The organism is Streptomyces sp. NBC_01571 (genome assembly GCF_026339875.1).
Classification (GTDB): Bacteria; Actinomycetota; Actinomycetes; order Streptomycetales; family Streptomycetaceae; genus Streptomyces.
Map to the genome: position 1 here is coordinate 3,084,217 of NZ_JAPEPZ010000001.1, position 23,576 is coordinate 3,107,792.

Annotated in this window: 21 protein-coding genes and 2 pseudogenes; 15 read left to right on the forward strand and 8 right to left on the reverse strand. The window is 70.3% G+C overall.

Annotation, left to right across the window (positions count from 1 at the left end):
• Positions 1–100: 100 nt before the first annotated feature.
• The 11 genes and pseudogenes from OHB41_RS13905 to OHB41_RS13955 all read left to right on the forward strand — a co-directional run bounded on the left by OHB41_RS13905 (position 101) and on the right by OHB41_RS13955 (position 9,036).
• A complete protein-coding gene (locus OHB41_RS13905; protein WP_266698336.1) occupies positions 101–661 on the forward strand; it encodes an RNA polymerase sigma factor in 561 nt (186 codons plus the stop codon).
• Complete coding sequence (locus OHB41_RS13910) at positions 658–1,485, forward strand: zf-HC2 domain-containing protein (protein WP_266698337.1); 828 nt, start codon at positions 658–660, stop codon at positions 1,483–1,485. Before OHB41_RS13905 ends, OHB41_RS13910 begins: the two co-directional genes overlap by 4 nt.
• Complete coding sequence (locus OHB41_RS13915; RefSeq protein ID WP_266698338.1) at positions 1,482–2,315, forward strand: ABC transporter ATP-binding protein; 834 nt, start codon at positions 1,482–1,484, stop codon at positions 2,313–2,315. Before OHB41_RS13910 ends, OHB41_RS13915 begins: the two co-directional genes overlap by 4 nt.
• Positions 2,312–3,694 carry a hypothetical protein gene (locus OHB41_RS13920; protein ID WP_266698339.1) on the forward strand — a complete coding sequence of 461 codons (1,383 nt, stop codon included), beginning with the start codon at positions 2,312–2,314 and terminating at the stop codon, positions 3,692–3,694. The genes OHB41_RS13915 and OHB41_RS13920 overlap by 4 nt, the downstream gene beginning before the upstream one ends.
• Positions 3,694–4,287 carry a hypothetical protein gene (locus OHB41_RS13925; protein ID WP_266705853.1) on the forward strand — a complete coding sequence of 198 codons (594 nt, stop codon included), beginning with the start codon at positions 3,694–3,696 and terminating at the stop codon, positions 4,285–4,287. The genes OHB41_RS13920 and OHB41_RS13925 overlap by 1 nt, the downstream gene beginning before the upstream one ends.
• A 49-nt stretch (positions 4,288–4,336) precedes the next feature.
• A pseudogene (locus tag OHB41_RS13930) lies at positions 4,337–4,443 on the forward strand (IS5/IS1182 family transposase); the annotation flags it as partial.
• A gap of 487 nt (positions 4,444–4,930) precedes the next feature.
• Positions 4,931–5,857 (forward strand): recombinase family protein, encoded by a 927-nt coding sequence (locus OHB41_RS13935; protein WP_266698340.1) that lies wholly within the window; start codon positions 4,931–4,933, stop codon positions 5,855–5,857.
• Positions 5,858–5,935: 78 nt separating this feature from the next.
• Positions 5,936–6,124, forward strand: a pseudogene (locus OHB41_RS13940) (MBL fold metallo-hydrolase); the annotation flags it as partial.
• A 340-nt stretch (positions 6,125–6,464) separates the two neighbouring features.
• A complete protein-coding gene (locus OHB41_RS13945) occupies positions 6,465–7,358 on the forward strand; it encodes an ABC transporter substrate-binding protein (protein ID WP_266705855.1) in 894 nt (297 codons plus the stop codon).
• Positions 7,355–8,269 (forward strand): amino acid ABC transporter permease, encoded by a 915-nt coding sequence (locus tag OHB41_RS13950; protein WP_266698341.1) that lies wholly within the window; start codon positions 7,355–7,357, stop codon positions 8,267–8,269. The genes OHB41_RS13945 and OHB41_RS13950 overlap by 4 nt, the downstream gene beginning before the upstream one ends.
• 14 nt (positions 8,270–8,283) lie before the next feature.
• Complete coding sequence (locus tag OHB41_RS13955; protein ID WP_526025042.1) at positions 8,284–9,036, forward strand: amino acid ABC transporter ATP-binding protein; 753 nt, start codon at positions 8,284–8,286, stop codon at positions 9,034–9,036.
• A 16-nt stretch (positions 9,037–9,052) separates the two neighbouring features.
• Here the strand turns inward: OHB41_RS13955 and aroQ are convergent, their stop codons facing one another.
• The gene (gene aroQ, locus OHB41_RS13960; RefSeq protein WP_266698342.1) at positions 9,053–9,526 is read right to left on the reverse strand and encodes a type II 3-dehydroquinate dehydratase; all 474 of its coding nucleotides are present in this window, start codon (positions 9,524–9,526) and stop codon (positions 9,053–9,055) included.
• Between the two features lie 296 nt (positions 9,527–9,822).
• Here aroQ and OHB41_RS13965 point away from each other — a divergent pair, with 296 nt between their 5' ends.
• On the forward strand, positions 9,823–11,124 hold the full coding sequence (locus tag OHB41_RS13965) for an MFS transporter (protein ID WP_266698343.1): 1,302 nt from the start codon (positions 9,823–9,825) through the stop codon (positions 11,122–11,124).
• A gap of 75 nt (positions 11,125–11,199) precedes the next feature.
• On the opposite strand, the gene OHB41_RS13970 is transcribed toward OHB41_RS13965, so the two are convergent.
• The 6 genes from OHB41_RS13970 to OHB41_RS13995 form a co-directional block, all read right to left on the reverse strand.
• On the reverse strand, positions 11,200–12,300 hold the full coding sequence (locus OHB41_RS13970) for a calcium:cation antiporter (RefSeq protein WP_266698344.1): 1,101 nt from the start codon (positions 12,298–12,300) through the stop codon (positions 11,200–11,202).
• A 137-nt stretch (positions 12,301–12,437) separates the two neighbouring features.
• Complete coding sequence (locus tag OHB41_RS13975) at positions 12,438–13,427, reverse strand: TerC/Alx family metal homeostasis membrane protein (RefSeq protein WP_266698345.1); 990 nt, start codon at positions 13,425–13,427, stop codon at positions 12,438–12,440.
• Between the two features lie 284 nt (positions 13,428–13,711).
• Complete coding sequence (locus tag OHB41_RS13980; RefSeq protein WP_266698346.1) at positions 13,712–15,742, reverse strand: TerD family protein; 2,031 nt, start codon at positions 15,740–15,742, stop codon at positions 13,712–13,714.
• A gap of 43 nt (positions 15,743–15,785) precedes the next feature.
• The gene (locus OHB41_RS13985) at positions 15,786–16,364 is read right to left on the reverse strand and encodes a TerD family protein (RefSeq protein ID WP_266698347.1); all 579 of its coding nucleotides are present in this window, start codon (positions 16,362–16,364) and stop codon (positions 15,786–15,788) included.
• A 159-nt stretch (positions 16,365–16,523) separates the two neighbouring features.
• A complete protein-coding gene (gene uvrB / locus OHB41_RS13990) occupies positions 16,524–18,647 on the reverse strand; it encodes an excinuclease ABC subunit UvrB (protein WP_266698348.1) in 2,124 nt (707 codons plus the stop codon).
• 40 nt (positions 18,648–18,687) lie between these two features.
• On the reverse strand, positions 18,688–19,554 hold the full coding sequence (locus tag OHB41_RS13995) for an MHYT domain-containing protein (RefSeq protein WP_266698350.1): 867 nt from the start codon (positions 19,552–19,554) through the stop codon (positions 18,688–18,690).
• 278 nt (positions 19,555–19,832) lie between these two features.
• Between OHB41_RS13995 and OHB41_RS14000 the strand changes: the two genes are divergently transcribed.
• From OHB41_RS14000 to OHB41_RS14010, 3 genes are all read left to right on the forward strand, one after another.
• Entirely contained in the window at positions 19,833–20,726 is an 894-nt protein-coding gene (locus OHB41_RS14000; RefSeq protein ID WP_266698351.1) for a glycerophosphodiester phosphodiesterase, read from the forward strand.
• A gap of 109 nt (positions 20,727–20,835) precedes the next feature.
• The gene (locus tag OHB41_RS14005; RefSeq protein WP_266698352.1) at positions 20,836–21,390 is read left to right on the forward strand and encodes a methylated-DNA--[protein]-cysteine S-methyltransferase; all 555 of its coding nucleotides are present in this window, start codon (positions 20,836–20,838) and stop codon (positions 21,388–21,390) included.
• A 318-nt stretch (positions 21,391–21,708) separates the two neighbouring features.
• Entirely contained in the window at positions 21,709–23,043 is a 1,335-nt protein-coding gene (locus OHB41_RS14010) for an MFS transporter (RefSeq protein ID WP_266698353.1), read from the forward strand.
• Between the two features lie 66 nt (positions 23,044–23,109).
• On the opposite strand, the gene OHB41_RS14015 is transcribed toward OHB41_RS14010, so the two are convergent.
• Positions 23,110–23,472, reverse strand: a complete 363-nt coding sequence (locus OHB41_RS14015; protein ID WP_266698354.1) for a cupin domain-containing protein — start codon at positions 23,470–23,472, stop codon at positions 23,110–23,112.
• Positions 23,473–23,576: the final 104 nt, after the last annotated feature.

Below are 23,576 nucleotides of genomic sequence, written 5' to 3' on the forward strand. Positions count from 1 at the left end.
TTATCCGTTGTTTCTGCGGCCGTTGCTACCGGGATCCCATGAAGTGGCGTGGATCACATCACGTCGAAAACCTGATGGCCGGCCCCGGCGTCTAGCCGGTGTGAGATCAGTCAGGAAGGCACCGGGCGAGTCGGACGAGGAGCGCCTTGTCCGACTGGTGGCCAGGGGCGACCGCGCGGCGTTCGATGAGCTGTACTGGCGCACCGCGCCATGGCTCGCGGTGCGTCTGCGGCGGCGCTGCGCGGACGAGCAGATCGTCGCCGAGGTCATGCAGGAGACGTATCTGGCGGTGTGGCGGGCGGCGGGCGCGTTCGCCGGGGCCGCGGTCGGTGGAAGCGCCGTGGGCTGGCTGTGGACGATCGCGGCACGCCGTCTCGTCGACGCGTTCCGGCGCAGGGCCCACCATGCGGAGCCGCCGCCGGCGGCCGCCGCGCAGTGCGTGGCGCCCGCCGCCGAGGAGGAGGCGCTCGCGGCGACCGTCGGTGGTGACGTCGGGGACGCGCTGCGGCGCCTCGCGCCCGAACTCAGAGAAGTACTGCAGGCCATGGTGCTGGACGGGTTGTCCGTCCGGGAGACCGCGGTCCTGCTCGGCGTGCCCGAGGGCACGGTCAAGACCCGTGCCCGCCGGGCCCGGACCGAGATGCGGAGGGAGCTGGCATGAGTATGGAGCACGCGTCGGCACGGCTGATCGACGACTACGCGCGCGGTGACCGGGGCATCGCCGCCGACGAGGTGTGGGCCGTGGAGGCCCACCTGGAGGTGTGCCGGGAGTGCCGTGACCGGCTGTCGGCCGCGACCCGGGCGCATGCGCCTGCCGTGACGGCGCTGGTCGAGGCGGTGTGGTCCGGCCTCGGACCCCGGCTGGACACCGGCAGCATGTCCCGCCGGCCGCGCTGGTCGGCACGGGTGTCCGGCTGGCTGACGCCCACGATGGTGCCGTGGCTGGTCATGGTCATGAGCGTGACGCTGCTCGCGCTGCTGCTCGATCTGGCCGGCACCGGCGCGGGTTACGGCTCCGGCCACGTGTCGCTGGTGCTGCTGCTCGCCCCCGTGCTTCCCGTGCTCGGCGTCGCGGCGTCGTGGTCGCGCGGTCTGGACCCGGCATACGAGCTGACGGCCTCCGTGCCCAGGGCCGGGCTTCCCCTGGTGCTACGGCGCACCGTGTCCGTGCTCACGGTCGTCGTCCCCGTGTTGCTGGTGGGCGGATGGGCGACAGGGGTGACGGTCGCGCAGTGGCTGCTTCCCTGCCTGGGGTTCACCTCGACGACCCTGGCACTCGGCGGCGTCGTCGGCGTGAGCCGTGCCGCCGTCGCGCTGGCCATGGTTTGGGCCGCGGTGGTCCTGGCACCGGCCCTGGCCACCGACGGGATCCCCCTTGCTCTGCACACGGCCGGCCTGCCCGTGTGGGCGCTGATCCTCACCCTCGGCATTGGTGTCGTGATCGCCCGCAGGGGCGCGTACGCCGAGTTGGGGGCCCATCGATGACCCATAGGAAGGAACACCTCTTGATGTCCGAGGTGAACGCGGCCGACCTCGCACCGACGCCCTACGCCTGGGAGATCCAGGCAAGGGGGCTGAAGGTGCGGGTCGGTCGGAAACGGATGGCCGTCGACGGGCTCGACCTGAAGCTGGGCACCGGCGTGCACGGCCTGCTCGGACCCAACGGGGCCGGCAAGACCACCCTCATCCGGGCGCTGGCCACGGTGCTGCGCCCCGCCGAGGGCACCTTGGAACTCCTCGGCGAGCCTGCGGGCGGGGTGGGCCGGCATCGTGCGCTACGCCGTCGGATCGGCTATCTGCCGCAGGAGTTCGGCTACTACAGGCGGTTCACGGTACGTGAGTTCGTCGAGTACATGGCGTGGCTGAAGGAGGTTCCCAAGGCGGACATCCCCGCGGCGGTACAGCGAGCAGTCGAGCGAGTCGGCCTCGCGGACCGTGCCGACGACCGGATGAGGACCCTGTCGGGCGGCATGGTGCGGCGCGTCGGGATCGCCCAAGCCATCGTCAACGACCCGGCGATCCTGCTCCTCGACGAGCCGACCGTCGGCCTGGACCCGGCCCAACGACTGCGCTTTCGCGCGCTGTTGCAGGAACTGGGCACGGACACCTGCGTGGTCGTCTCGACCCACCTGGTGGAGGACGTCGGCGCCGCCTGTACCGACGTGGTGCTCTTCGCCGAGGGCCGGCTGGTCTTCCAGGGCACCCCGGACGAACTGGCCGCGGCCGGCCGTCCCGAGCATGTTGGCGACAGCCCGCTGGAGCGCGGCTACTCGGCGCTGCTGCTCGCCCCCGAGCGGGCAGGGGGTACGTGGTGAGTCTCCGTGTCCTGTCCATCGAGCTGAAGCGCTCCGTCGCACCGTGGGCCGGCGCCATGAGCCTGGCAACGGCGCTGACGTTCCTGCTGTCGGGCTCTGGGCAGGGAACCCTCACGGGATGGACGGCGCAGTGGACGTCACTGGCCCTGCAGACCCGCTTCCTGTTGAACTTCCTGTGGCCGCTGGCCATGGGACTCGGGGCGCTGCAGGGCCTGCGTGACCACCGCTCCAAGGTGTCTGAGCTGCTGACAAGTACACCGAGGCCGGCCTCGCACCGTGCGGCCTCACTGTCGAGCGCGATGGCGATCACGCTCGCCTCGGCTTTCGCGGTGCTCGTTCTGGTGGGCGGGGTGCAGGTAGTCGCCCGCACCGAGTACACGCACCTCGGGTGGCTGCCGATTTCGCTGGTGGGGGCACTCGCTCTCGCCGCGGGGGCCGTGCTGGGCATGGGGGTCGGGCGAACCCTGCCGTTCGTGCTCACTCCACCCGCGCTGGCCGTCAGCGCCCTGGCGTGCATGCAGCTCGTGTACATCTCGCTGACGAAGGTGGACGCGTCGACGGGGTTCACCATGCAGGAGCCGAACCGGCTCTCGCTGCTGTCGCCGGCCCAGGAAGCACGCGATGTGCTCCTCACGCTCTCCACGTCGGTGCACGTCGGGCAGATGATCTGGCTGCTGGGCATGACCGCGACCGGATTCGCACTGCTGGTCACCAAGAGGCTTCGCAACCGGCTGATCGCGCTGACGCCCATCCTGGTGGGCGCGGCGATCGCCCTGTGCGTCTTCCCCTCCGACCCACATCGGATGTACGTCGTCGACAAGGCCGCCGCGCACCTGGTGTGTGACGGCCCCATATGTGTGACGAGGACTCACCAGGCCCGACTCGACGCCCTGGCAGGCCCTGGCAAGGACGCGTTGCGCAGGATGCGCGGTGCCCTGGGGGATTACGCGCCGGTGTCGGTCCGGGAGGACACCGACGCATGGCCGGACGGCTCTACACCGCGGTGGTCCCGCAGGATCGCGCTCTTCGACTTCGCCAGCGACGACACCCTGCTCACCGCGGAGGGAGAAGAGCTCTCCAAGGCCCTGGTCGGCGACAGTCTGGTGCCGAATTGTTCTCCACGCGCCTGGGCATCGGTGAACGTCAGCGACATCTCCGCGCAGAGTATCGCCGTGGGCTGGCTCTTCAACGACCCCGAACCGTCCAGCAGCGACATCGCCTATCTGTCGAAGGACCAACTCGGCAAGGTTCGTAGGGTGTGGAGTGAATTCAAGGATCTCCCGTCGGCCGAACAGCGCACGCGGGTCAGGGCGATGTACCTCGGCGCGGTCGCATGCAAGGGCGATCCGCTCGCCGTGCTGGACGGCGGACCGGCATGATGAGATGGCTGACCCTGTACGCACGCTCGCGGCAGATACCCGTGTCCCTCGCCACCCTGATGACCAGCACAGTGCTTGTCTGCGCACTCGCCTGGGACGGGAGCGCGGGGCCAGGTGATCCGCGACTGCCTGTGCTCGTCATCGGTACGGGGACGATGGCAGCCTCGATCGGGCTGAGCGGGCAGGACCTCGCACTGGACCGGACGGCCGCGATCCCGTGGATCCCCCGAAGAGCGGCGCATGTGCTTTTGGCCGGAGTGCTTATCGGCGCGGTATTGGCGGCAGCGCAGACGATCGGCGAGGACATGGCCCCTACCGGCCTCATAGCCCGAGACTGCGCGGGCCTGATGGGACTGGCTGCGCTGGGCGCGACCCTCCTGGGCGGTCACTACGCGTGGTCCCTACCGTTCGCCTGGCTCGCGTTCTCGATTTTCGCCCCGCCCCCGACCAGCGTCGCCACGGAGGCGGCCACCTGGCTGCTCCTGCCACCCGGCACACCTGCCGGCACCTGGACTGCCCTGAGCCTCGCACTCGTCGGCACGACCACCTACGCCATCGCGGGACCGCGCCGTTTCGGAGTCCGGCACCAGTAGCCGGAGATCGCTGACCGGGACGGAAGTGCCGGTCAGCGATGGGGCCCCACGCCGACTCAGCCCCCGCCATGAGCGAAACCACCACAGCTACCTGACCTCCTCGGACTCGCCGCCGCACTGTGCTGCCACAACCGACTCATCCGCCTCACCACGTAGGACACGGTGCAAGTGGGGCGGGCGTTCGGAGGGGGCCGCCCTCTGTGACCGTAGTTCGGTGATCTCCTTCCGTGCGGCAGTCTCCCGCCGATCGAGCTCCTCCAGCCACGACACCATCGCCGCCTCCCACCACGTCCTGAGACACGACGATCCGCCGTCCGAGCACGAACGGCAACGGCGCACAGCATCACCAGCTCACTGCAGAAGAGCCGCACCCGTCGTCCTTCACTGACACAGACAGCCATCGATCATCCTTCAGTGGCAATCGATCAACGTTCACTGGCACAGGTCAATCTCCCCAGGCTGATCGCCGTCCAGCTTGCGCCTGTCGGCAAACGATCGTTTGACGACAGGCAGGCGGCGCGTCCAATGAACCCGTGCAATCCGGGGGTTCACGGCGGCCCGAATCCAATCGGATCCGATGGTGATTGCCGACAGGGTTTGACGACAGGTAGGGTCCGATCCTCCGTACGGAAGGGGCCCCTCGGTGGCGAACCTGGTCTACAAGCGGGTCTCGACCGACCAGCAGTCCACCGCCCGGCAGAACCTCGTCCTGGACGAGGCCGGGATCGAGGACCCGGTCGTCTTCGAGGAGGACCCGGGCACCTCCAGCCGCCTGCACCCCCTCCAGCGGCCGAAGTTCCGCGAGCTGCTGACGTATTCGCGGCCGGGCGACACCGTGCACATCTCCGAGATGTTCCGCCTCGTCCGCGGCACCGGGCACATCCTCGACGTGCTCGACGTCCTCCACTGCGACCAGGTGGCGCTGCGCATCCACGACGGCGCGTTCTCCGCGATGGACCTCACCGCCCGTCACCCGCGCACCGGGGAGCTGCTGTCCACCGTGAAGTTCATGGTGCAGACCCTCGCCGCCGCCGGCGAACTCCAGCGAGACCTCCAGCGCGAGCTGACCTACGACGGACTACGCGCCGCCGAGGCCAAGGGCAGCAAGGGCGGCCGTCGGCCCGCCGTGGCGACCGACAAGACCGACACCGTCCGCACCGCATACCTGGAGGGCCGCTCGATTGCTGCCCTCGCCCGCGACCACGGCGTCAGCCGCGGCGCGATTCGCACGGCGGTCGCCGACCTCATGCCCGACCACAACGGCATCGCGCAAGAGGGCACCCGCGCCTTGGAGCTGCCGGTCACCCTCGACATGCCGGGCAAGGTCGCGGACTTCCTCCGCACCGCTGACCTGGAGCCCGCCGAGCGGGCCGCGCTCGGCGAAGGGGTGACCGTACGGCGCGGCCAGGGCTACACCCTGCGCATCACGGCCGTGCCAGCGGTCCACCGCCAGCTCCTCGCCCGCTGCCAACCGCTCGATGGCGGCCAGGGTGTCCCTGCCGTCCCTGCCCAGCGCAAAGCCCGGCGCGAGTACGAGAACCGCGTCACCGGCCTCGGAAATCCGGCCTGAACAAGATCACCCGCTTAGCGTTAACCGCTGTACCGATGTTCCCCGAGGCCGGTGTCGGCGGTGTTCTCCGAGGTGATCGCCTTCCCGGGTGGTGTGGGCAACACCCGCAAGGACCCGGAGGCGTTCGCCAGCCTCATCCACGACGTGGAGACGAAGATCTTCGGCCCGCTGCCGGACGAGACCTGGGTCTACCCGGGGCACGGCAACGACACGACTCTGGGTGCCGAGCGCCCGCACCTGCCGGAGTGGCACGCGCGCGGCCGGTGATCGCGGGCCGTCCGGCGGAACCCCGGCCGGGGCGTGAAGCAGCCGGGAGCGCGCCCCGTGTGAATCGGATGCACGCGTCGGCGCCCCGCGCGCGCTCCCGGCGTGCGCAGTGGTGCAGTCCACTGGAAGCTGCCCCGCACAGGATGACGGCTCCTGTGGTGGAACGGGCCGCCGGCCTTCGATCCCCACGCTCGGCCGGCGGCCCCGGCGAAGCCCCCGCCGGAGCGATCGGCCGGGCTTCTCGCCGAGCGTTCACGGGACTGCAACACACGTTCCCACTATGCGGACAATTACCGCTGTGACCTCGACAAACGGCATGGTGCACTGCCACTCTCCCGCCATGCCTCTCGCCCAACGCGCTCTGCGCCGCGCCGCGTCCACCGCCACCGTCGCCCTGCTCGCCGTCGCCGTGGGCTGTGCCCCGCAGCCGGAAGGCAAGGCCTCCGACAAGGCTTCCGGAAAGACCGGGAAGACCGGGGGGACCTGCGCGAAGGGCGCGTTGGGCACCCGGTCGTCCGGCGAACTGACGGTCGCGACCGACGAACCCGCGTACGAACCGTGGTTCAAGGACGACAAGCCCGCCAACGGCAAGGGCTTCGAGTCGGCGGTCGCGTACGCCGTGGCGAAGCAGCTCGGCTACGACAGGTCCAAGGTCGTCTGGCAGACCGTCCCCTTCAACAAGGCCTTCGCGCCCGGTGAGAAGACCTTCGACTTCGACATCAACCAGGTGTCGATCAGCGCCGAGCGCAAGAAGGCCGTGGACTTCTCGTCCGGCTACTACGACGTCCGCCAGGCCGTCATCGCGCTCAAGGGCTCCAAGGCGGCCGGGGCGAAGAGCCTCGCGGACCTCAAGGGCGTGAAACTCGGCGCCCAGGTCGGCACCACCAGCCTGAACTACATCGACGACGTGGTGAAGCCGGACCGGCAGCCCGCCGCGTACGCCAAGAACGACCAGGCCAAGTCCGCGCTGAAGAACGGTCAGGTCGACGCCATCGTGGTCGATCTGCCGACCGCCTTCTACATCACCGCGGCCGAGGTGACGGACGCGAAGATCGTCGGGCAGTTCGAGAACACCGGTGGCACGCCGGAGCAGTTCGGACTCGTCCTCGACAAGGGCAGCGCGCTCACCCCGTGCGTGACCAAGGCCGTGGACGCGCTGCGCGAGGACGGCACGCTCGCCTCGATCGAGAAGCAGTGGCTGTCCGAGGCCGTCGACGCTCCGGTGCTCAAGTGACCGTCACGAAGGAGGAGTCGGGAGAAAGCCCGGGAGAGGACTCCGGCGAGGGTGACCTGGCCGGGACGTACGTTCCGTCGCGACGACGCATCGAACGGGAGCGCTACAAGCGGGCCCGGGCCCGCCGGGCGACGGCGATCGCCGCGCTCTCCACCCTGGTGACAGGCGCCGCCCTCTATCTCGTCGTCGTCAGCGCGCCCGGCTGGCAGCGCACCCAGGAGACGTTCTTCAACGGCCGGTACGCGCGCGAGGCGTTCCCCAAGGTCCTGGAAGGGCTCTGGCTCAACGTCCGGCTGCTCCTGGTCTGCGGTGTCGCCGTCCTCGTCCTGGGCATGCTGATCGCCGTCGCCCGCACCCTGCGCGGCCCGGTGTTCTTCCCGGTGCGCGCGCTCGCCGCCGCGTACACGGACTTCTTCCGCGGACTCCCGCTGATCATCAACCTGATGATCGTGGTCCTGGGCGTCCCCGCGCTGCGATTGCAGGGCGTCACCGTGGACCCGGTGCTGCTAGGCGGTACGGCGCTCACCCTGACGTACTCGGCCTACGTCGCCGAGGTGTTCCGGGCCGGCATCGAGTCCATCCACCCCTCACAGCGCGCGGCGGCCCGCTCGCTCGGTCTCACCAACCGGCAGGCCCTGCGGTACGTCGTCCTCCCCCAGGCCGTACGCCGCCAGGTGCCGCCGCTCCTCAACGACCTGGTCTCCCTCCAGAAGGACACCGGGCTCGTGTCGATCGGCGGCGCGGTCGACGCGGTGCGCGCCGCGGACATCATCGTGGGCCGCAGTCTCAACTACACGCCGTACATCGTCGCGGGACTGGTCTTCGTCGCCCTGACCATCCCGATGACCCGCTTCACGGACTGGGTCACGGGCCGGATGGACCGTCGGCGGGCGCAGGGAGGGGCCATATGAACGACACTCCGGCGATGACCGGCGCTCCGGTGCTGCGGATGGAGTCCGTCCGCAAGACCTTCGGCGAGACGGTGGTGCTGCGGGACGTCGACCTGGACGTCGCCCCGCACACGGTGACCGCGCTGATCGGCGCCTCCGGCTCGGGCAAGTCGACCCTGCTGCGCTGCGCGAACCTCCTGGAGGAGATCGACGACGGCGCGATCTGGCTCGACGACGAGGAGATCACCCACCCACGGGCCGACCAGGACGCCGTACGTCGCCGTATCGGCGTGGTCTTCCAGGCCTACAACCTCTTTCCGCACATGACGGTCCTGGAGAACATCACGCTCGCCCCGCGTCGTGTGCACGGCGCGAGCCGCGCCGAGGCTGAGGCGCACGCCCGGGAACTGCTGGACCGGCTCGGCCTCGGCGCCAAGGCCGGCGAGTACCCCGACCGACTCAGCGGCGGCCAGCAGCAACGGGCCGCGGTCGTCCGCGCGTTGGCCGTACGTCCCCGGCTGCTGCTGCTCGACGAGATCACCGCCGCCCTCGACCCGGAGCTCGTGGGCGAGGTGCTGGCCGTCGTCCGGGACCTGAAGGACGAGGGCATGACGATGGTGCTGGCCACCCATGAGATGGGCTTCGCCCGCGAGGTGGCCGACCAGGTGTGCTTCCTGGACGGTGGTGTGGTCCTCGAACGCGGCACGGCCGAGGCGGTCTTCGGGAACCCGCGCGAGGAGCGCACCCGGCGGTTCCTGCGCCGGATCGTGGAGGCGGGACGGCTCTGAACCGCGCCTCTGCCGGTCAGGCCTCCGTCTTCCCCGTTCCCGCCAGCGCCGCGACCCGCTCCACCGCGAACGCGTACCCCTGCACGCCGCATCCGGCGATGACCCCGTCGGCTCGCAGGGAGACGTACGAGTGGTGCCGGAACTCCTCGCGCTGGTGGATGTTGGAGATGTGGACCTCCACCACCGGCAGTCCGTCACAGGTGTTGAGCGCGTCCAGGATCGCGACAGAAGTGTGCGAGTAGGCGGCCGGGTTGATCACGATCCCGGCGTGGTTCTGCCGTGCCTCGTGGATCCAGTCGACCAGTTCGCCCTCGTGGTTGGACTGGCGGAAGTCCACCGTGCCGCCGTGCACGGCCGCCGCCTTGGCGCACAGGGCCTCGACGTCGGCGAGCGTGTCGGAACCGTAGATCTCCGGCTGCCGCTGCCCGAGAAGGTTCAGATTGGGCCCGTTGAGAATCATGATCGGGGTGGTGGCGAGGGTGCGGGGCACGGTTCCTCCGGTCCTTCCAGGTCTGCCGGCCCTTCAAGGACCGCTGCTCAGACCCCGGTTTATCACGGTGCGACGCGTCCGTGACCGTCCGTGCGCGTCCCTCGTGACTACGCCCCCGGCCTCACGATCGTCGCGGCGTGGCCCCGGGACAGGACGGTCCCCGACCGGTCGTCCCCCAAGGGGGAGCAATCCGTGTCGACGTAACCGCGCCCGGCGCATCACCGTCACCTGCTGACACACCCTGCGCTCCCGCACGCCCCCCGTAACCGTTGGTCACTGTGGGTAGTTGACGCGGCATGCACGACGTACGCACCGTTAGGGCGCCCTCCATGGTCAGGCTCGCGGCCGCCTCGCTGGTCGGGACGGCCATCGAGTTCTACGACTTCTTCGTCTACGGGACCGCTGCCGCGCTCGTCCTGGGGCCACTGTTCTTCCCCACTTTCTCGCCGCTGGCCGGGACGCTCGCGGCCTTCGCGACGTTCGGCGTCGGATTCGTCGCGCGCCCTCTCGGCTCGGTGCTGTTCGGGCACATCGGTGACCGGCGCGGACGGCGGCCGGTGCTCGTCGCCTCGCTGCTGCTGACCGGCGCGGCGACGGTCGCGGTCGGCTGCGTGCCGACGTACGACACCCTCGGCGCGGCCGCTCCCGCGCTCCTTCTCGTGCTGCGGTTCCTGCAGGGGCTCGGGCTCGGCGGGGAGTGGGGCGGGGCGGTACTGCTGACCGCCGAGCACGCGCCCGCCGAGCGCCGCGGGCTGTGGTCCAGTTTCCCGCAGATGGGCCCCTCACTGGGGTTCGTGCTGGCCAACGGTGTGATGCTGGTGCTGTCGGCGGCACTGTCCGACGCGCAGTTCGCCGAGTGGGGGTGGCGGGTGCCGTTCTGGGCCTCGGGCGCGCTCGCGGCGGCGGGGCTGTGGCTGCGCGGCTCGCTACCGGAGAGTCCTCGGTTCCTGGAGGTGTGCGACCACTCGCGGGCGCCGATCGTGGAGGTGGTGCGCGACCACTGGCGCCTGGTGCTGCTGACGGCCGGCGGCCTCGCGGTCGGATACGCGGTTTTCTACGCCGTGACGACCTGGGCCCTCGCCTACGGTGTCGAGCGGCTCGGCGTGAGCCGTACCGTCATGCTGGCCTGCATCATGGCCGCCGTGGTGGTGAAGGGCTCCCTGACCCCCGTGGTCGCGCTGCTCGGCGACCGGTACGGACGGCGGCCGCTGTGTCTGGCCGGGTGCACGGGGGCCGCGCTGTGGATGTTCCCGATGATCGCGCTGCTGTCCACCGGCGAACCACTGCTGATGTTCCTCGGGTTCCTGGTCGCGCTGCTCACCTTCATCACGATGTTCGCCGTGATCGCCGCGTATCTGCCTGAGTTGTACGAGCCTCGGGTGCGCTGCACGGGTGCGGCGGTGGGCTACAACCTGGGCGGGGTCCTCGGGGGCGCGCTCACGCCGATCGTGGCGACGGCGGTGGCCGACGGAGAGCGGGTTCCCTGGGGCGTGGCCGCGTATCTGACGGGGGTCGCGCTGCTCAGCCTGGGGTGCTTCGCGCTGCTGCCGGAGACCCGGCCGGTGCCCCGCCTGGCCGTCTCGGCCGTCACCGAATGACCACCGGTCACCGAGCGCCGGCCCAGGGCCGGCCACCGGCCGCGACGTGGACGTCGATCACCGGGCGGGCGCCGTCTAGGGGTTGACCGCCAGTTCCAGGTACGCCGCGAAGAGCACCAGATGGACGCCTCCCTGGAGAGGCGTGGCGCGCCCGGGGACGACCGTCAGGGAGCTGACGACCACGGTCAGCACGAGCAGCACCATATGGGTGGCGCCGAGGCCGAGGACCAGCGGCCCGGAGAGCCAGACGGACGCCAGAGCGACCGCGGGAATCGTCAGGCCGATGCTGGCCATCGCGGAGCCGAGCGCCAGGTTGAGACTGGTCTGCACGCGGTCGCGACGGGCCGACCGGAGCGCGGCGATGGTCTCGGGGAGCAGAACGAGCAGTGCGATGATCACGCCGACCACGGACTGTGGCAGGCCGGCCGCCTCGACACCGGACTCGATGGTGGGCGAGACGCCCTTGGCCAGACCGACCACGCCCACCAGCGCGAGGGCGAGCAGCCCCAGACTGATCCTCGCGGCGCGGGCGGACGGGGCGTCCGCGTGCTCGTCCACCTCGATCACCTGGCCCTGGCGGGTGATCGGCAGGAAGTAGTCGCGGTGCCGCACGGTCTGGGTCGCCACGAACAGGCCGTACAGGACGAGCGAGGCGAGCGCGGCGAAGGTGAGCTGGACCGTGGAGAACTCGGGGCCCGGCTTGCTGGTGGTGAAGGCCGGGAAGACCAGGCTCAGTGTCGCGAGCGTCGCGACGGTCGCCAGGGCGGCGCCCGTGCCCTCGGCGTTGAAGACGGCGAGCCCGTGGCGCAGGGAGGCGACGAGCAGACACACCCCCACGATGCCGTTACAGGTGATCATCACGGCCGCGAACACCGTGTCGCGGGCGAGGGTCGAGCTCTTGGCGCCGCCGTCCGCCATCAGGGTGACGATCAGAGCCACCTCGATGATCGTGACGGCGACGGCGAGCACGAGGGAGCCGAAGGGTTCACCGACCCGGTGCGCCACCACCTCCGCGTGGTGGACGGCTGCCAGCACCGCCCCGGCGAGGACCAGGGTCACCAGCGCGACCATCGCGCCGGGCAGGCCGCGCCCCCAGGTGAGGACGAGCAGGACCACCGCGACGACGGGCACGACGGCCGTCCACCGTGTCACGAGTGACCGGAGCGGAACGATCATGCAGCGATCGTCGCAGGCGTGGACGACCCCCGCATTCCGATGGAGCGCCGCCCCCGGCGACCGGAAGCCCCGGGAGGACCGCGCGACAGTTCAACCGCGCAACCGTCCCGGGATGCCCGCTCCCGCGCCCGACGCGGTCAGACGTCGACGCTGTCCTTCTGAGTGCCTTCGGCGTTCTCCCGCGCCGTCCGCTTCCTCGTGGCCGTCAGGCTGGTGATCGTCGTGACGATCAGGACCGCGCAGATGACGCCGAGCGAGACCGGGATGGATATCTCGGGGACGTGGGCGCCGGACTCGTGGAGCGCGTGCAGCACGAGCTTGACGCCGATGAAGCCGAGGATGACCGACAGGCCGTAGGAGAGGTGGACCAGCTTCTTCAGCAGACCGCCGATCAGGAAGTACAGCTGACGCAGACCCATCAACGCGAACGCGTTGGCGGTGAAGACGATGTACGGGTCCTGGGTCAGGCCGAAGATGGCGGGGATGGAGTCCAGTGCGAAGAGCACGTCCGTGGTGCCGATCGCGAGCATCACGACCAGCATCGGCGTCATGACGCGCTTGCCGTTGTGCTGGATCCACAGCTTGGTGCCGTGGTACCGGTCGGCCACACCGAAGCGCTTCTCCGCAGCCTTGAGCAGGCGGTTCTCCTCGAACTCCTCCTCGTCCTCGTCGGCCCGGGCCTCCTGGATCAGCTTCCAGGCCGTGTAGATGAGGAACACGCCGAAGATGTAGAAGACCCACGCGAAGTTCGCGATGATCGCGGCGCCCGCGGCGATGAAGATCGCGCGCAGGACCAGCGCTATGAGCACACCGACGAGGAGCACGCGCTGCTGGTACTGCGAGGGCACCGCGAACTTCGCCATGATCAGGACGAAGACGAAGAGGTTGTCCACACTCAGCGACTTCTCGGTGATGAAGCCCGCGAAGAACTCGCCGGCCGGCTGGCCGCCGGAGAAGACGAGCAGTCCCAGCCCGAACAGTCCGGCCAGAGCGATCCAGACGAGCGTCCAGATTCCGGCTTCCTTGATCGAGACGTCGTGCGGTTTGCGGCCGATGAAGAAGTCGACCGCGATGAGGGCGGCGAGGCCCAAGATCGTGAGGACCCAGAGGGTCAAGGAAACATTCACTGCGCCTCCGGCAGTACGTAACGGCAGATTTCAGCGTCGTCGCTACCGGAGGTCTCTTCCACCCGTGTCCGGTGGGGCGCGTGGTGCGCCTTCCGGTCACGGGCCGGCGCCCCGGGATCTGGCCAGATCCGTATTGACGGGTACGCCGCAGCAGGTAGGGAGTACTCCCCTCCGTGAGAACGAGAGTACCCGAATTACCAAGTGAAGGTAAAGGGATTGGTAAAAGAAATGCCAAGTTGGCTGGTCAGGGAGCTTTACTGATGCTTGGTGAAGCGTCCCGACGGTCAGCGGTTCCACGAGCGGCGGGCCGCCGCGACCTGGGAGAGCACCTGCTGGAGCACCTGACTGCCCGGCGGGACTAGCGCGGGCTCGTACACCCAGGCGTGACCGACCCACGGGTCGGCGAGGTGGTCGTCGGGCACCGGCGTGAGGCGCAGCAGCCCACGCCACAAAGGGTCCAGCAGAGGGCCGTAGCCGGCGGCGTCCTCCCGGTCGGCCACCAGCATCAGATGCACGCCGACGGCCGGCCCCTCGTCCGCGAGATAACGCAGCTGGGTCACGGCGCGGTCGTCGAAGCCGTGCGGGAAGTCGTTGACGATCAGCAACTGCTCCGCGGTGTCGAGGCCGGGCGGCAACGAGTCGGCGGCTCCGCCGCGCACCGCCATCTGCACCAGGTCCACCCGCTGGGTGAGCCGGGTCAGGACGTCGGCCACACCCGTGGCGCCCGCGGCGGGTGGACCGTCCAGCACCCCGGAGCGCACCAGCGGCGCGAGCGACGGGGCCGCGGAACCGGCCGGGTCGATGACGTGCACGGTGAACTCGCCCGCGGGATGGACGGCGAGCAGCCGCGCGGCGTTCGCCACCGCCGTGTCCATCGCGAGCCGGCGCAGTTCGTCGGAGTCGGCGAGCGAGTCCTCCAGAGTGGCTCGTCCGCTGTCGATCCACAGACCGCGCTCCAGCGGCAGCCGGACCAGCATCGGAATGCTCAGCTCCTCGCTCTCCGGCAGGTGGAGGTCGCCGAGGCGCACGGCCATGGGGATCTCCATGGGCACCCGGTAGCCGTGCCAGACCGGGTTGTCCCAGCGTGCGTACGCCGCGGGCAGCGCGGGCTCGACGACGTCGGCCTCGGCGGCGAGCTGGGCGAGGTCCCGGTCGAGCGCCGCGCGGGCCTGGTCGACCAGGTCGGCGTGCTTCGCCTGGGCGGCCTCGCGGGCGGCCTCGCTCTGCCCGCCGATCCGGCTGCGCGGGTCGGACAGGGCCTTGTCGAGCTCCTGCTCCATGCGCGAGTCGGCGAAGTCGACGGCACTGCGGTAGGCGGCCGTGCTGCGGGCCAGGTCCTCGAACATCCCCCACACCTGGTTGTAGAGGCGCTCCTCCATGGACCAGCCGGTCGCGTCGCCCGCGACGGGCCGCGCGGGCTGTCCGGGCGGGGCCGGCGGCGCGGTCGGCGGGGGCGGGGGCGGCGCCGAGGTCCGCCGGCCGGGGTGGCTGTAGTCGACCGGGCCGGTGGTGGGTCCGGAGGGCTGCGCGACCGCGGAGGGATCGGGCTGTGCGGTGCCGCCCTGGTATCCCGGCTGCGGCACGGTGACTCCCTGACCACCGGGCGTGTCGTACGGGGACGAGGACGGGGTCTGGAGCGGCGGTACGGTCCCGGAGGCGCCCTGCGGTCCGGCGTACGGCTGATCCGGTCCCGGCGCCGAGGCGGCCGCGTGTCGTGAGCGGTCCGCGTCCGGCGTACGGGGCGGGGGCGCCGGCACCGAGCGGGCCAGCCCCTGTGCCACCGCCTCGTTGATGCTGTCCGCGAGCCGGCGGGCCTCGGGCAGCCCCTGGTCGGTGAGGAGTTCGGCGAGGCCGCCCGCGTATCCCTGGCCGACCGCGCGCACCTTCCAGGCGCCTTGTCTGCGGTAGAGCTCGAGGGCGACGACGGCCGACTCGGTGTCCAGGCCGGTGATGGTGTAGCTGGCGACCTCGGAGCCGTCGAGTCCGGTCACGGCGACGAAGGGGGCGGCCACGGCTCCGAACCGGACCGGGCCCACGCCGGCCGGCAGCGCGAGCAGCACGCTGACCCGGTGCACGGTCCCTGGCAGGGCGTCGAGATCGAACGCGAGACGGTGGTCCGCCGCCGCCTGCTTGGAGACCTCAAGCCCGGGAAGAGTGGGGGCGCCCGGGTGCGCCACCCATTCGGCGCCCCGGACCCTGCCCTGCTCGTCACTGAGCGTGGCCCCGGCCACGACCGGCCGGCCGGCCGATACACGGACCTCAAGACGGACCTGGGAGAGCGGGTGGTTCTGCCCCCGGACCAGCTCGGCCGTCATCGCCTTGTCCCCCTGTGTCGCTTCGTGCCTACGGTCGGGCTGCCTACAGGTGCGGCAGGATCGCGGGCATCAGGTCCTGGAAGGTACGGCCGTTGGCCGGGGTGCCGAGAGCCGTCATCTGCCAGCCCTGGCCGGAGCGGTGCACCTTCGCCATGATCTGGGCGGTGTACTGGCCGCCGCCCGCGAGCGTGTAGCGGGCGAGCTCCTGGCCGTTGGTCTCGTCGACCAGACGGCAGAACGCGTTCTGCACCTCCTGGAACGTCTGGCCCGTGAAGGAGTTCACGGTGAAGACGATCTGGTCGATGTGGACCGGGAGGCGCTGCAGATCGACGAGGATCGCTTCGTCGTCCCCGCCCTGGCCCACTCCGCCGACCACATTGTCACCGGTGTGCCGCACGGAGCCGTCGTCGCTGACGAGGTGACGGAAGAACACCACGTCGACGGGCTGCTTGTCCGCGAACAGCACGGCGGAGGCGTCGAGGTCGATCTCCCTGGTGCGCGAGCCGAACAGGCCGCGCCGGGGTGCCGCCTGCCAGCCGAGCCCCATGCGCACCGCGGTCAGGGTGCCCCCGTCGTTCTTCTGCAGACTGATGGCCTGACCCTTGGTCATGTTGACCGTCACGCGCTGATCCCCTCTCGGACTGTCCCCTGTTGCCGCGGAATCCGCGGATGACCAGAACCCTACGCAGCGCCACCGACAGTGCCGAACCCCGCGGCGCGCTTTGTGTCGGTCTTGCAACACAGCGCGTATCCGCCGAGGTCCGACGCGGTCGAAGGGGCGTCAGGCCAGGCCCGCCTCCCTCATCTGACGCAGTTCCTTCTTCATCTCCGACACCTCGTCGCGCAGTCGGGCCGCGATCTCGAACTGGAGGTCCGCCGCGGCGGCCCGCATGCGGTCCGTCATCTCCTCGATCTGCCCGGCGAGCTCGGCCGCGGGGCGGTCGGTCGGGGTCTTCGCGGCACTCTTGGCGGACTTGGCCGCCTTGCCACCGAGCGAGGGCACCGGGGCCTTGGCTCCCTTGCCGTCCTTCGCCTTGCGGTAGCCCGAGCCGAGCAGCTGCTCCGTGTCGACGTCCTCGCGGGCGATCTGCGCCACGATGTCGTTGATCTTCTTGCGGAGGGGCTGCGGGTCGAGGCCCCTCTCCTCGTTGTACGCGACCTGCTTCTCGCGGCGCCGGTTGGTCTCGTCGATGGCCTTCTCCATCGCCGGGGTGATCCGGTCGGCGTACATGTGGACCTGGCCGGAGACGTTGCGCGCCGCGCGGCCGATGGTCTGGATCAGGGAGGTGCCCGAGCGCAGGAAGCCCTCCTTGTCGGCGTCGAGGATCGACACCAGGGACACCTCGGGCAGGTCGAGGCCCTCTCGCAGCAGGTTGATGCCGACCAGGACGTCGAACTCGCCCGCGCGCAGCTCGCGCAGCAGCTCGACCCGGCGCAGGGTGTCGACGTCGCTGTGCAGATAGCGCACCTGGATGCCGAGTTCCAGGAAGTAGTCGGTGAGGTCCTCGGCCATCTTCTTGGTGAGTGTGGTGACCAGAACGCGTTCGTCCTTCTCGGTGCGCTTGCGGATCTCGTGCACCAGGTCGTCGATCTGGCCCTCGGTGGGCTTGACGACGACCTCGGGGTCGATCAGGCCGGTGGGCCGGATGATCTGCTCCACGTAGCCGTCCGCGCGGGAGAGCTCGTACTTGCCCGGGGTCGCCGACAGATAGACGGTCTGTCCGATGCGCTCCTGGAACTCCTCCCACTTCAGGGGGCGGTTGTCCAGGGCGGAGGGCAGCCGGAAGCCGTGGTCGACGAGCGTGCGCTTGCGGGAGGCGTCGCCTTCGTACATGGCACCGATCTGCGGCACCGTGTTGTGCGACTCGTCGATGACGAGCAGGAAGTCGTCCGGGAAGTAGTCGATGAGCGTGTTCGGCGGGGAACCGGGCTCACGTCCGTCGAAGTGCATCGAGTAGTTCTCCACGCCGGAGCACGAGCCGATCTGGCGCAGCATCTCGAGGTCGTACGTGGTGCGCATGCGCAGCCGCTGGGCTTCCAGGAGCTTGCCCTGCTTCTCCAGCTCGGCGAGACGCTCGCCGAGCTCCTTCTCGATGTCGTTGACGGCGCGCTCCATGCGCTCGGGACCCGCCACGTAGTGGGTCGCCGGGAACACGTAGATCTGTTCGTCGTCGCTGATGACCTCGCCGGTGAGCGGGTGCAGCGTGGAGAGCGCCTCGATCTCGTCGCCGAACATCTCGATGCGGACGGCGAGCTCCTCGTAGACCGGGAAGATCTCGATGGTGTCGCCGCGGACCCGGAAGGTACCCCGGGCGAACGCCACGTCGTTACGGGTGTACTGGATGTCGACGAAGCGGCGCAGCAGGTCGTCGCGGTCGATCTCGTCGCCGACCTTGAGGCTGACCATCCGGTCGACGTATTCCTGCGGCGTTCCGAGGCCGTAGATGCAGGAGACCGAGGCGACGACCACGACATCGCGTCGGGTGAGCAGCGAGTTGGTCGCGGAGTGGCGCAGCCGCTCGACCTCCTCGTTGATCGAGGAGTCCTTCTCGATGTAGGTGTCCGACTGGGGGACGTAGGCCTCGGGCTGGTAGTAGTCGTAGTACGAGACGAAGTACTCGACCGCGTTGTTCGGGAGCAGCTCGCGGAACTCGTTGGCCAGCTGCGCGGCCAGCGTCTTGTTCGGGGCCATGACGAGCGTGGGGCGCTGGAGCTTCTCGATCATCCACGCGGTGGTGGCGGACTTGCCGGTGCCGGTCGCGCCCAGCAGGACGACGTCTTTCTCACCTGCGCGGACGCGCTTGTCCAGCTCGGCGATGGCCGCCGGCTGGTCACCGCTCGGCTGGTAGGGGCTGACGACCTCGAAGGGCGCCACCGAACGTTCGATCTTTGATACGGGCCGCATGGGTTCCACCGTACGACCCCGCACTGACAACGGGGCCCGATCACCGGCTCTGCGGGGTCCGCACGTTCCGGTGCGCACGGTCGTGGCCGGTGCGCCGCTGCGGGCGGTGGCCGCGATAGGGACCGCCCGGGTGGGCCGGAATGCCGGGTATGCGCTCCACGGGGGTCCGGTCCGGCTTTCCCATCACCATCAGGGGGTCGAACAGCACGACGGCACCGGCCAGACAGAGGAAGACCAGCGGGCCGATCATCATGGGCGCGAGCAAGGTGGTGGCCGAGTCACCCGCGGGGGTGCTGGAACTGTGGTGGAGATGGACGCTGAGGGCGGCCATACCCGTGTAGTGCATGCCGCTGACAGCCAGCCCCATGACGAGACTGGCGCCCACGCTCCAGAGGAATCCCCGGACCTGGCCCGCCGCCCACAGGGCGGTGATGGCGGCGACGACGGCTATGACGACGGAGGCGGCGACGGTGAGCGTGTTGTACTCCAATTTGCCGTTCAGGCGCATGCCGGCCATGCCCAGGTAGTGCATGGAGGCGACGCCCAGACCGGTGAGGGTGCCCCCGGTGAACAGTGCCGTCCCGGTGGCGCCGCGGTAGCCCACGATGAAGATCCCGACGCCGACCATCACGATGGCCACGCCCAGACTCGCGAACGTCGTGGGCCTGTCGTAGTGGATCGGGGTCTCCGCGACAGAGAACCCCATCATCGCGATGAAGTGCATGGTCCAGATGCCCGAGCCGATCGCGGCCGAGCCGAGCGCTAGCCAGCCGGCCCGCCAGGAACGGGTGACGAGCATCGATCTGGTGGTGCACCGCAGGCCGAGCGCTCCACCCAGGCACGCCATGAGGAACGCCACCACCGGTGTGACGAGTCCGTAGCTGAAGCCGTCGATCGTGCCCTGCATGTACGGCTGTCCTTCCCGCCCTTTTGCACCAGAAATCCCAGAAACGCCCCCACTCCTCCGGGCCGCGTCGACGGCCGGGGGTGAGGCAGAGAGTATGACCCCCACCGGAATGGTCGAACGATTTTCCGGCAAAGAATCACGATCTCACCGCACTTGTGCGTTGCCGGTGCGCGGACTTGGTCAACTCCATTCGATGCACGCCCGGCGCACCTCCCCCATGTCTCACCCTCTGCTGTCACTCTTGAGCTGTACGTGATCGATCGACGCGAGGAGTACGCATGCACGCGCGCGTTGCCGCCGCCACGACCACAGCGCTCATCGGGGGCACCGTGCTTCTCGGGGGCACCGCCTCGATACTGCCCGCTCCGCACGGGCGGGCCGGCTCCCCGGACGGCGGTGTCGTGATCGTCGCGCACCGCGGCGCTTCCGCCCACGCGCCCGAGAACACCCTGGCCTCCATCGACAAGGCCGCCGCGATGGGATTCGACTGGGTCGAGAACGACGTCCAGCGCACCAAGGACGGCCAACTCGTGGTGCTCCACGACGCCACACTGGCGCGCACGACCAATGTCGAGAAGGTCTATCCCCGCCGGGCTCCCTGGAAGGTCAAGGACTTCACCGCCGCGGAGATCGCGCGTCTCGACGCGGGCAGCTGGTTCGGCCGCCGGTACGCCGGTACGCGCGTGCCGACGCTGCGGCAGTACATGGAGCGGGTCTCGCACAATCACCAGAAGCTCGTCCTGGAGATCAAGAACCCCGACCTCTATCCGGGCATCGAGCGGGAGACCCTCAAGCTGCTGAGCAACGAGGGCTGGCTCGACCAGGAGCACCTCCGGCACCGGCTGGTCGTCCAGAGCTTCAGCGCGGAGAGCGTGCGGACGGTCCACGATCTGCGTCCCGGGATCACGACGGCTTTCCTGGGCAAGCCGTCGTACGCGCAGTTGCGCGAGTACGCGCGGTTCACCGACCTGATCAACCCGGACAGCACCTCCCTCACCTCCGGCTACGTCGCCACGGTCCATGCCTTCAAGGGACCGCACGGCAGGCCCATGGGGGTCTTCGTCTGGACCGTCGACGACGCGCGCACCGCCCAGCGTCTGTCCGGCTACGGCGTGGACGGCGTCATCACGAACAAGCCCGACGTGGTCCGCAGCGCGCTGCAGGAGAGCTGAACGGCTCCCGGGGCCGTCGGACGCGGCACGGACGCCCCTGGTGCGTGCCGCGTCCGGACCGCGGGCGGGACCACGGGCGTTGTCAGTGGCGCGCCGTACGGTGGATCTCATGAACAGCCATGGACAGGACGAGCATCGGGTCGTGTGGAGCGTCGTCGGCACGGACATCGGTCCGCTGCTGCTGGCGGCGACGGACGACGGCCTGGTGAACGTGGTGTTCCACGCCACGGACGCGGTCCGCGACAGGGCGCTCGAGCGGCTCGCCGCGCGCCTGGGCACCGAGCCGGTCGAGGCACCCGCGTCCCCGTTCCTGGCCGAGGCGATACGCCAGGTCGGGGCGTACTTCGCGGGTGAGCGACGTGACTTCGAGCTGCCGCTGGACTGGTCGCTCATCTCCGGGTTCAACCGCCAGGTGCTGCGCGAGCTGGAGTCCGGCGTCGCGTACGGCGCGGTCGTGGGCTATGGCGACCTCGCCCGGCGGGTGGGCCAGCCGGGCGCGGCGCAGGCGGTCGGCGTGGCGATGGGTTCGAACCCGCTGCCGGTCGTCGTGCCGTGCCACCGGGTCGTGGAGAGCGACGGCGGCATCGGAGGGTTCGGGGGCGGACTGGAGACGAAGCGGAAGCTGCTGGCGCTGGAAGGGGTGCTGCCGGAACCGCTGTTCTGAAGCGGAGACGAGGAGCGGCGACCGGACCGGAGGTCCTGAGCGGCCGCCCTGAAGCCGTGGCTCGCACGGCGGTGTACCGGCGCCCGCGGACGCAGGCGGCCGGCCGCCCCGAGTGCTCCCCCTTGTTCGCTCGCGGCGCGGAATGGAGACTGCGCCGGTGACCCGAGCCCGTTCCACCGCATCCGCACGCCCCGTGGCCGCACACCTCGCAGTCGCGTGCCCGGCAGACGCCGGCTCCGCCTCCACGTGCGCCGCTTCCAGGTGCGCAGCTTCCGGTTGCTCCGCTTCCGCTTGCTCCGCTCGTTCCACCTGTTTGACATGCGGGTCTTCGCGGTGACCGCCGTCGGACGGCAGGCCGCCGTGCCCGTGGACATCGAGGGGATACCGGCGCTGCGGCGCCGAGTCACCGCCGTACTGATCGCGGGCCAGATCCTCGGCGGGCTCGGTGTCGCCACCGGCATCGCGCTCGCCACCGTACTGGCCAAGCAGGTCAGCGGAACCGAGTCGCTGTCCGGTCTGGCGCCCACCGCGACGGTCACCGGCACAGCGGTGCTCTCCGTACCGCTGGCCGCGCTGATGACCGCACGCGGGCGTCGGCCCGGGCTCGTACTCGCCTATCTCATCGGCGCCTCGGGGGCCTGCCTCGTCGTGGTCGCCGCGTGCCTCGGGAGCTTCCCCCTGCTGCTGCTCGGCATGGCGGGGTTCGGCGCGGCCTCGTCGGCGAACCTCCAGGCGCGGTTCGCGGCCGCCGACCTGGCCGAACCCCAGCGGCGTGCCCGCGCCATCTCGAACGTGGTGTGGGCCACCACGATCGGTGCGGTGCTCGGGCCCAACATCGCCGCGCCCGCGGGACGCAGCGTGGCCGGGCTCGGGATACCACAGGCGGCCGGGCCGTTCCTCTGGGCGGCCGGGGTCTTCCTGCTCTCGGCGCTGCTGGTGGCCGTCCTGCTGCGGCCCGATCCACTGCTGACCGCCCGGGCGCTCGCGCCGGCCGAGGAGGGGTCCGCCGACGCTCGGTCCGTCCGAGCCGGTTTCGCCGCCGTCGCCGCTTCGCCACGGGCCAGGCTGGCGCTCGTGACCGTGGCGGTGTCGCACACCGCGATGGTCTCGATCATGTCGATGACCCCTGTCGACCTCGGGCACCACGGGGCGAGCATCGATCTGATCGGGCTGGTGATCAGCGCGCACATCGCGGGTATGTACGCGTTCTCGCCCCTCATGGGACGGCTCTCCGACCGCTACGGGCGTCTCTCCGGGATAGCGCTCGCCGGAGGTCTGCTCGCCTGCGCGGCACTGCTCGCGGGCACGGCGGGCGGCAGCCACGGACAGACCGCAGCGGGGCTCTTCGTCCTGGGCCTGGGCTGGTCGTCCGGACTGGTGTCCGGGTCGGCGCTCCTCACGGACTCGGTGCCCCAGGCCGCGCGGGCCGCCGCGCAGGGGGTCTCCGACCTGACCATGAACACGGCGGCCGGTGTGGGTGGGGCGACGGCCGGTCTCATCGTCGCGGAGGCGAGTTACGGGTGGTTGAACCTCGTCGCCGCGTGCCTGCTGCTCCCCCTGGGCGGACTGGCGCTCTTCACCCGCAGACGGCACGGCCGACCCTCCGAAAGCCTTCGGGACACCGCGGGCCAGGGCCCCACGGCCCTGGGCTAGGGACAGGGGCTCCCAAGTCCGGAGCAGCGGGCGGGGAACGAGGCGTCGGGCTGAAACAGCCGGAGGCTACAGGCTGATGTGGTACGCCTTGCGGAGCGTCTCGTGCACGGTCCACGTCGTACGGTCGCCCTCGCGCAGGATCGCCGCGTCGCCCGGGCCCACCTCGATGAGGCCCCCGCCCTCGATCGCGATCGTGGCGCGGCCGCTGACGACGACGAAGAGCTCGTTCGCCTCGGTGTCGGTCACCACGCCGGGGGTGATCTGCCAGATGCCGCGCGACTGCTTGCCGTCGGCCGACTCCCACAGCACCTTGCCGGTCACGACCGGGGCGCCGGAGACGATCTGGTCCGGGTCGAGCGGCTCCGGTTCGAGCTCGGCGTCGGGGATGTGGACGGCGAAGGACGGGGTGGCCCGGCTGTTCTCGGTCATGAGCGGTCACCTTAGGGGCATTCGGGAAAGGCGTCGCGCGGAGGGTGGTCGGAACGCGTGACCGGTAGCAGACTCCGCCCTGCGCACAGCCGCTGGCATCCGAA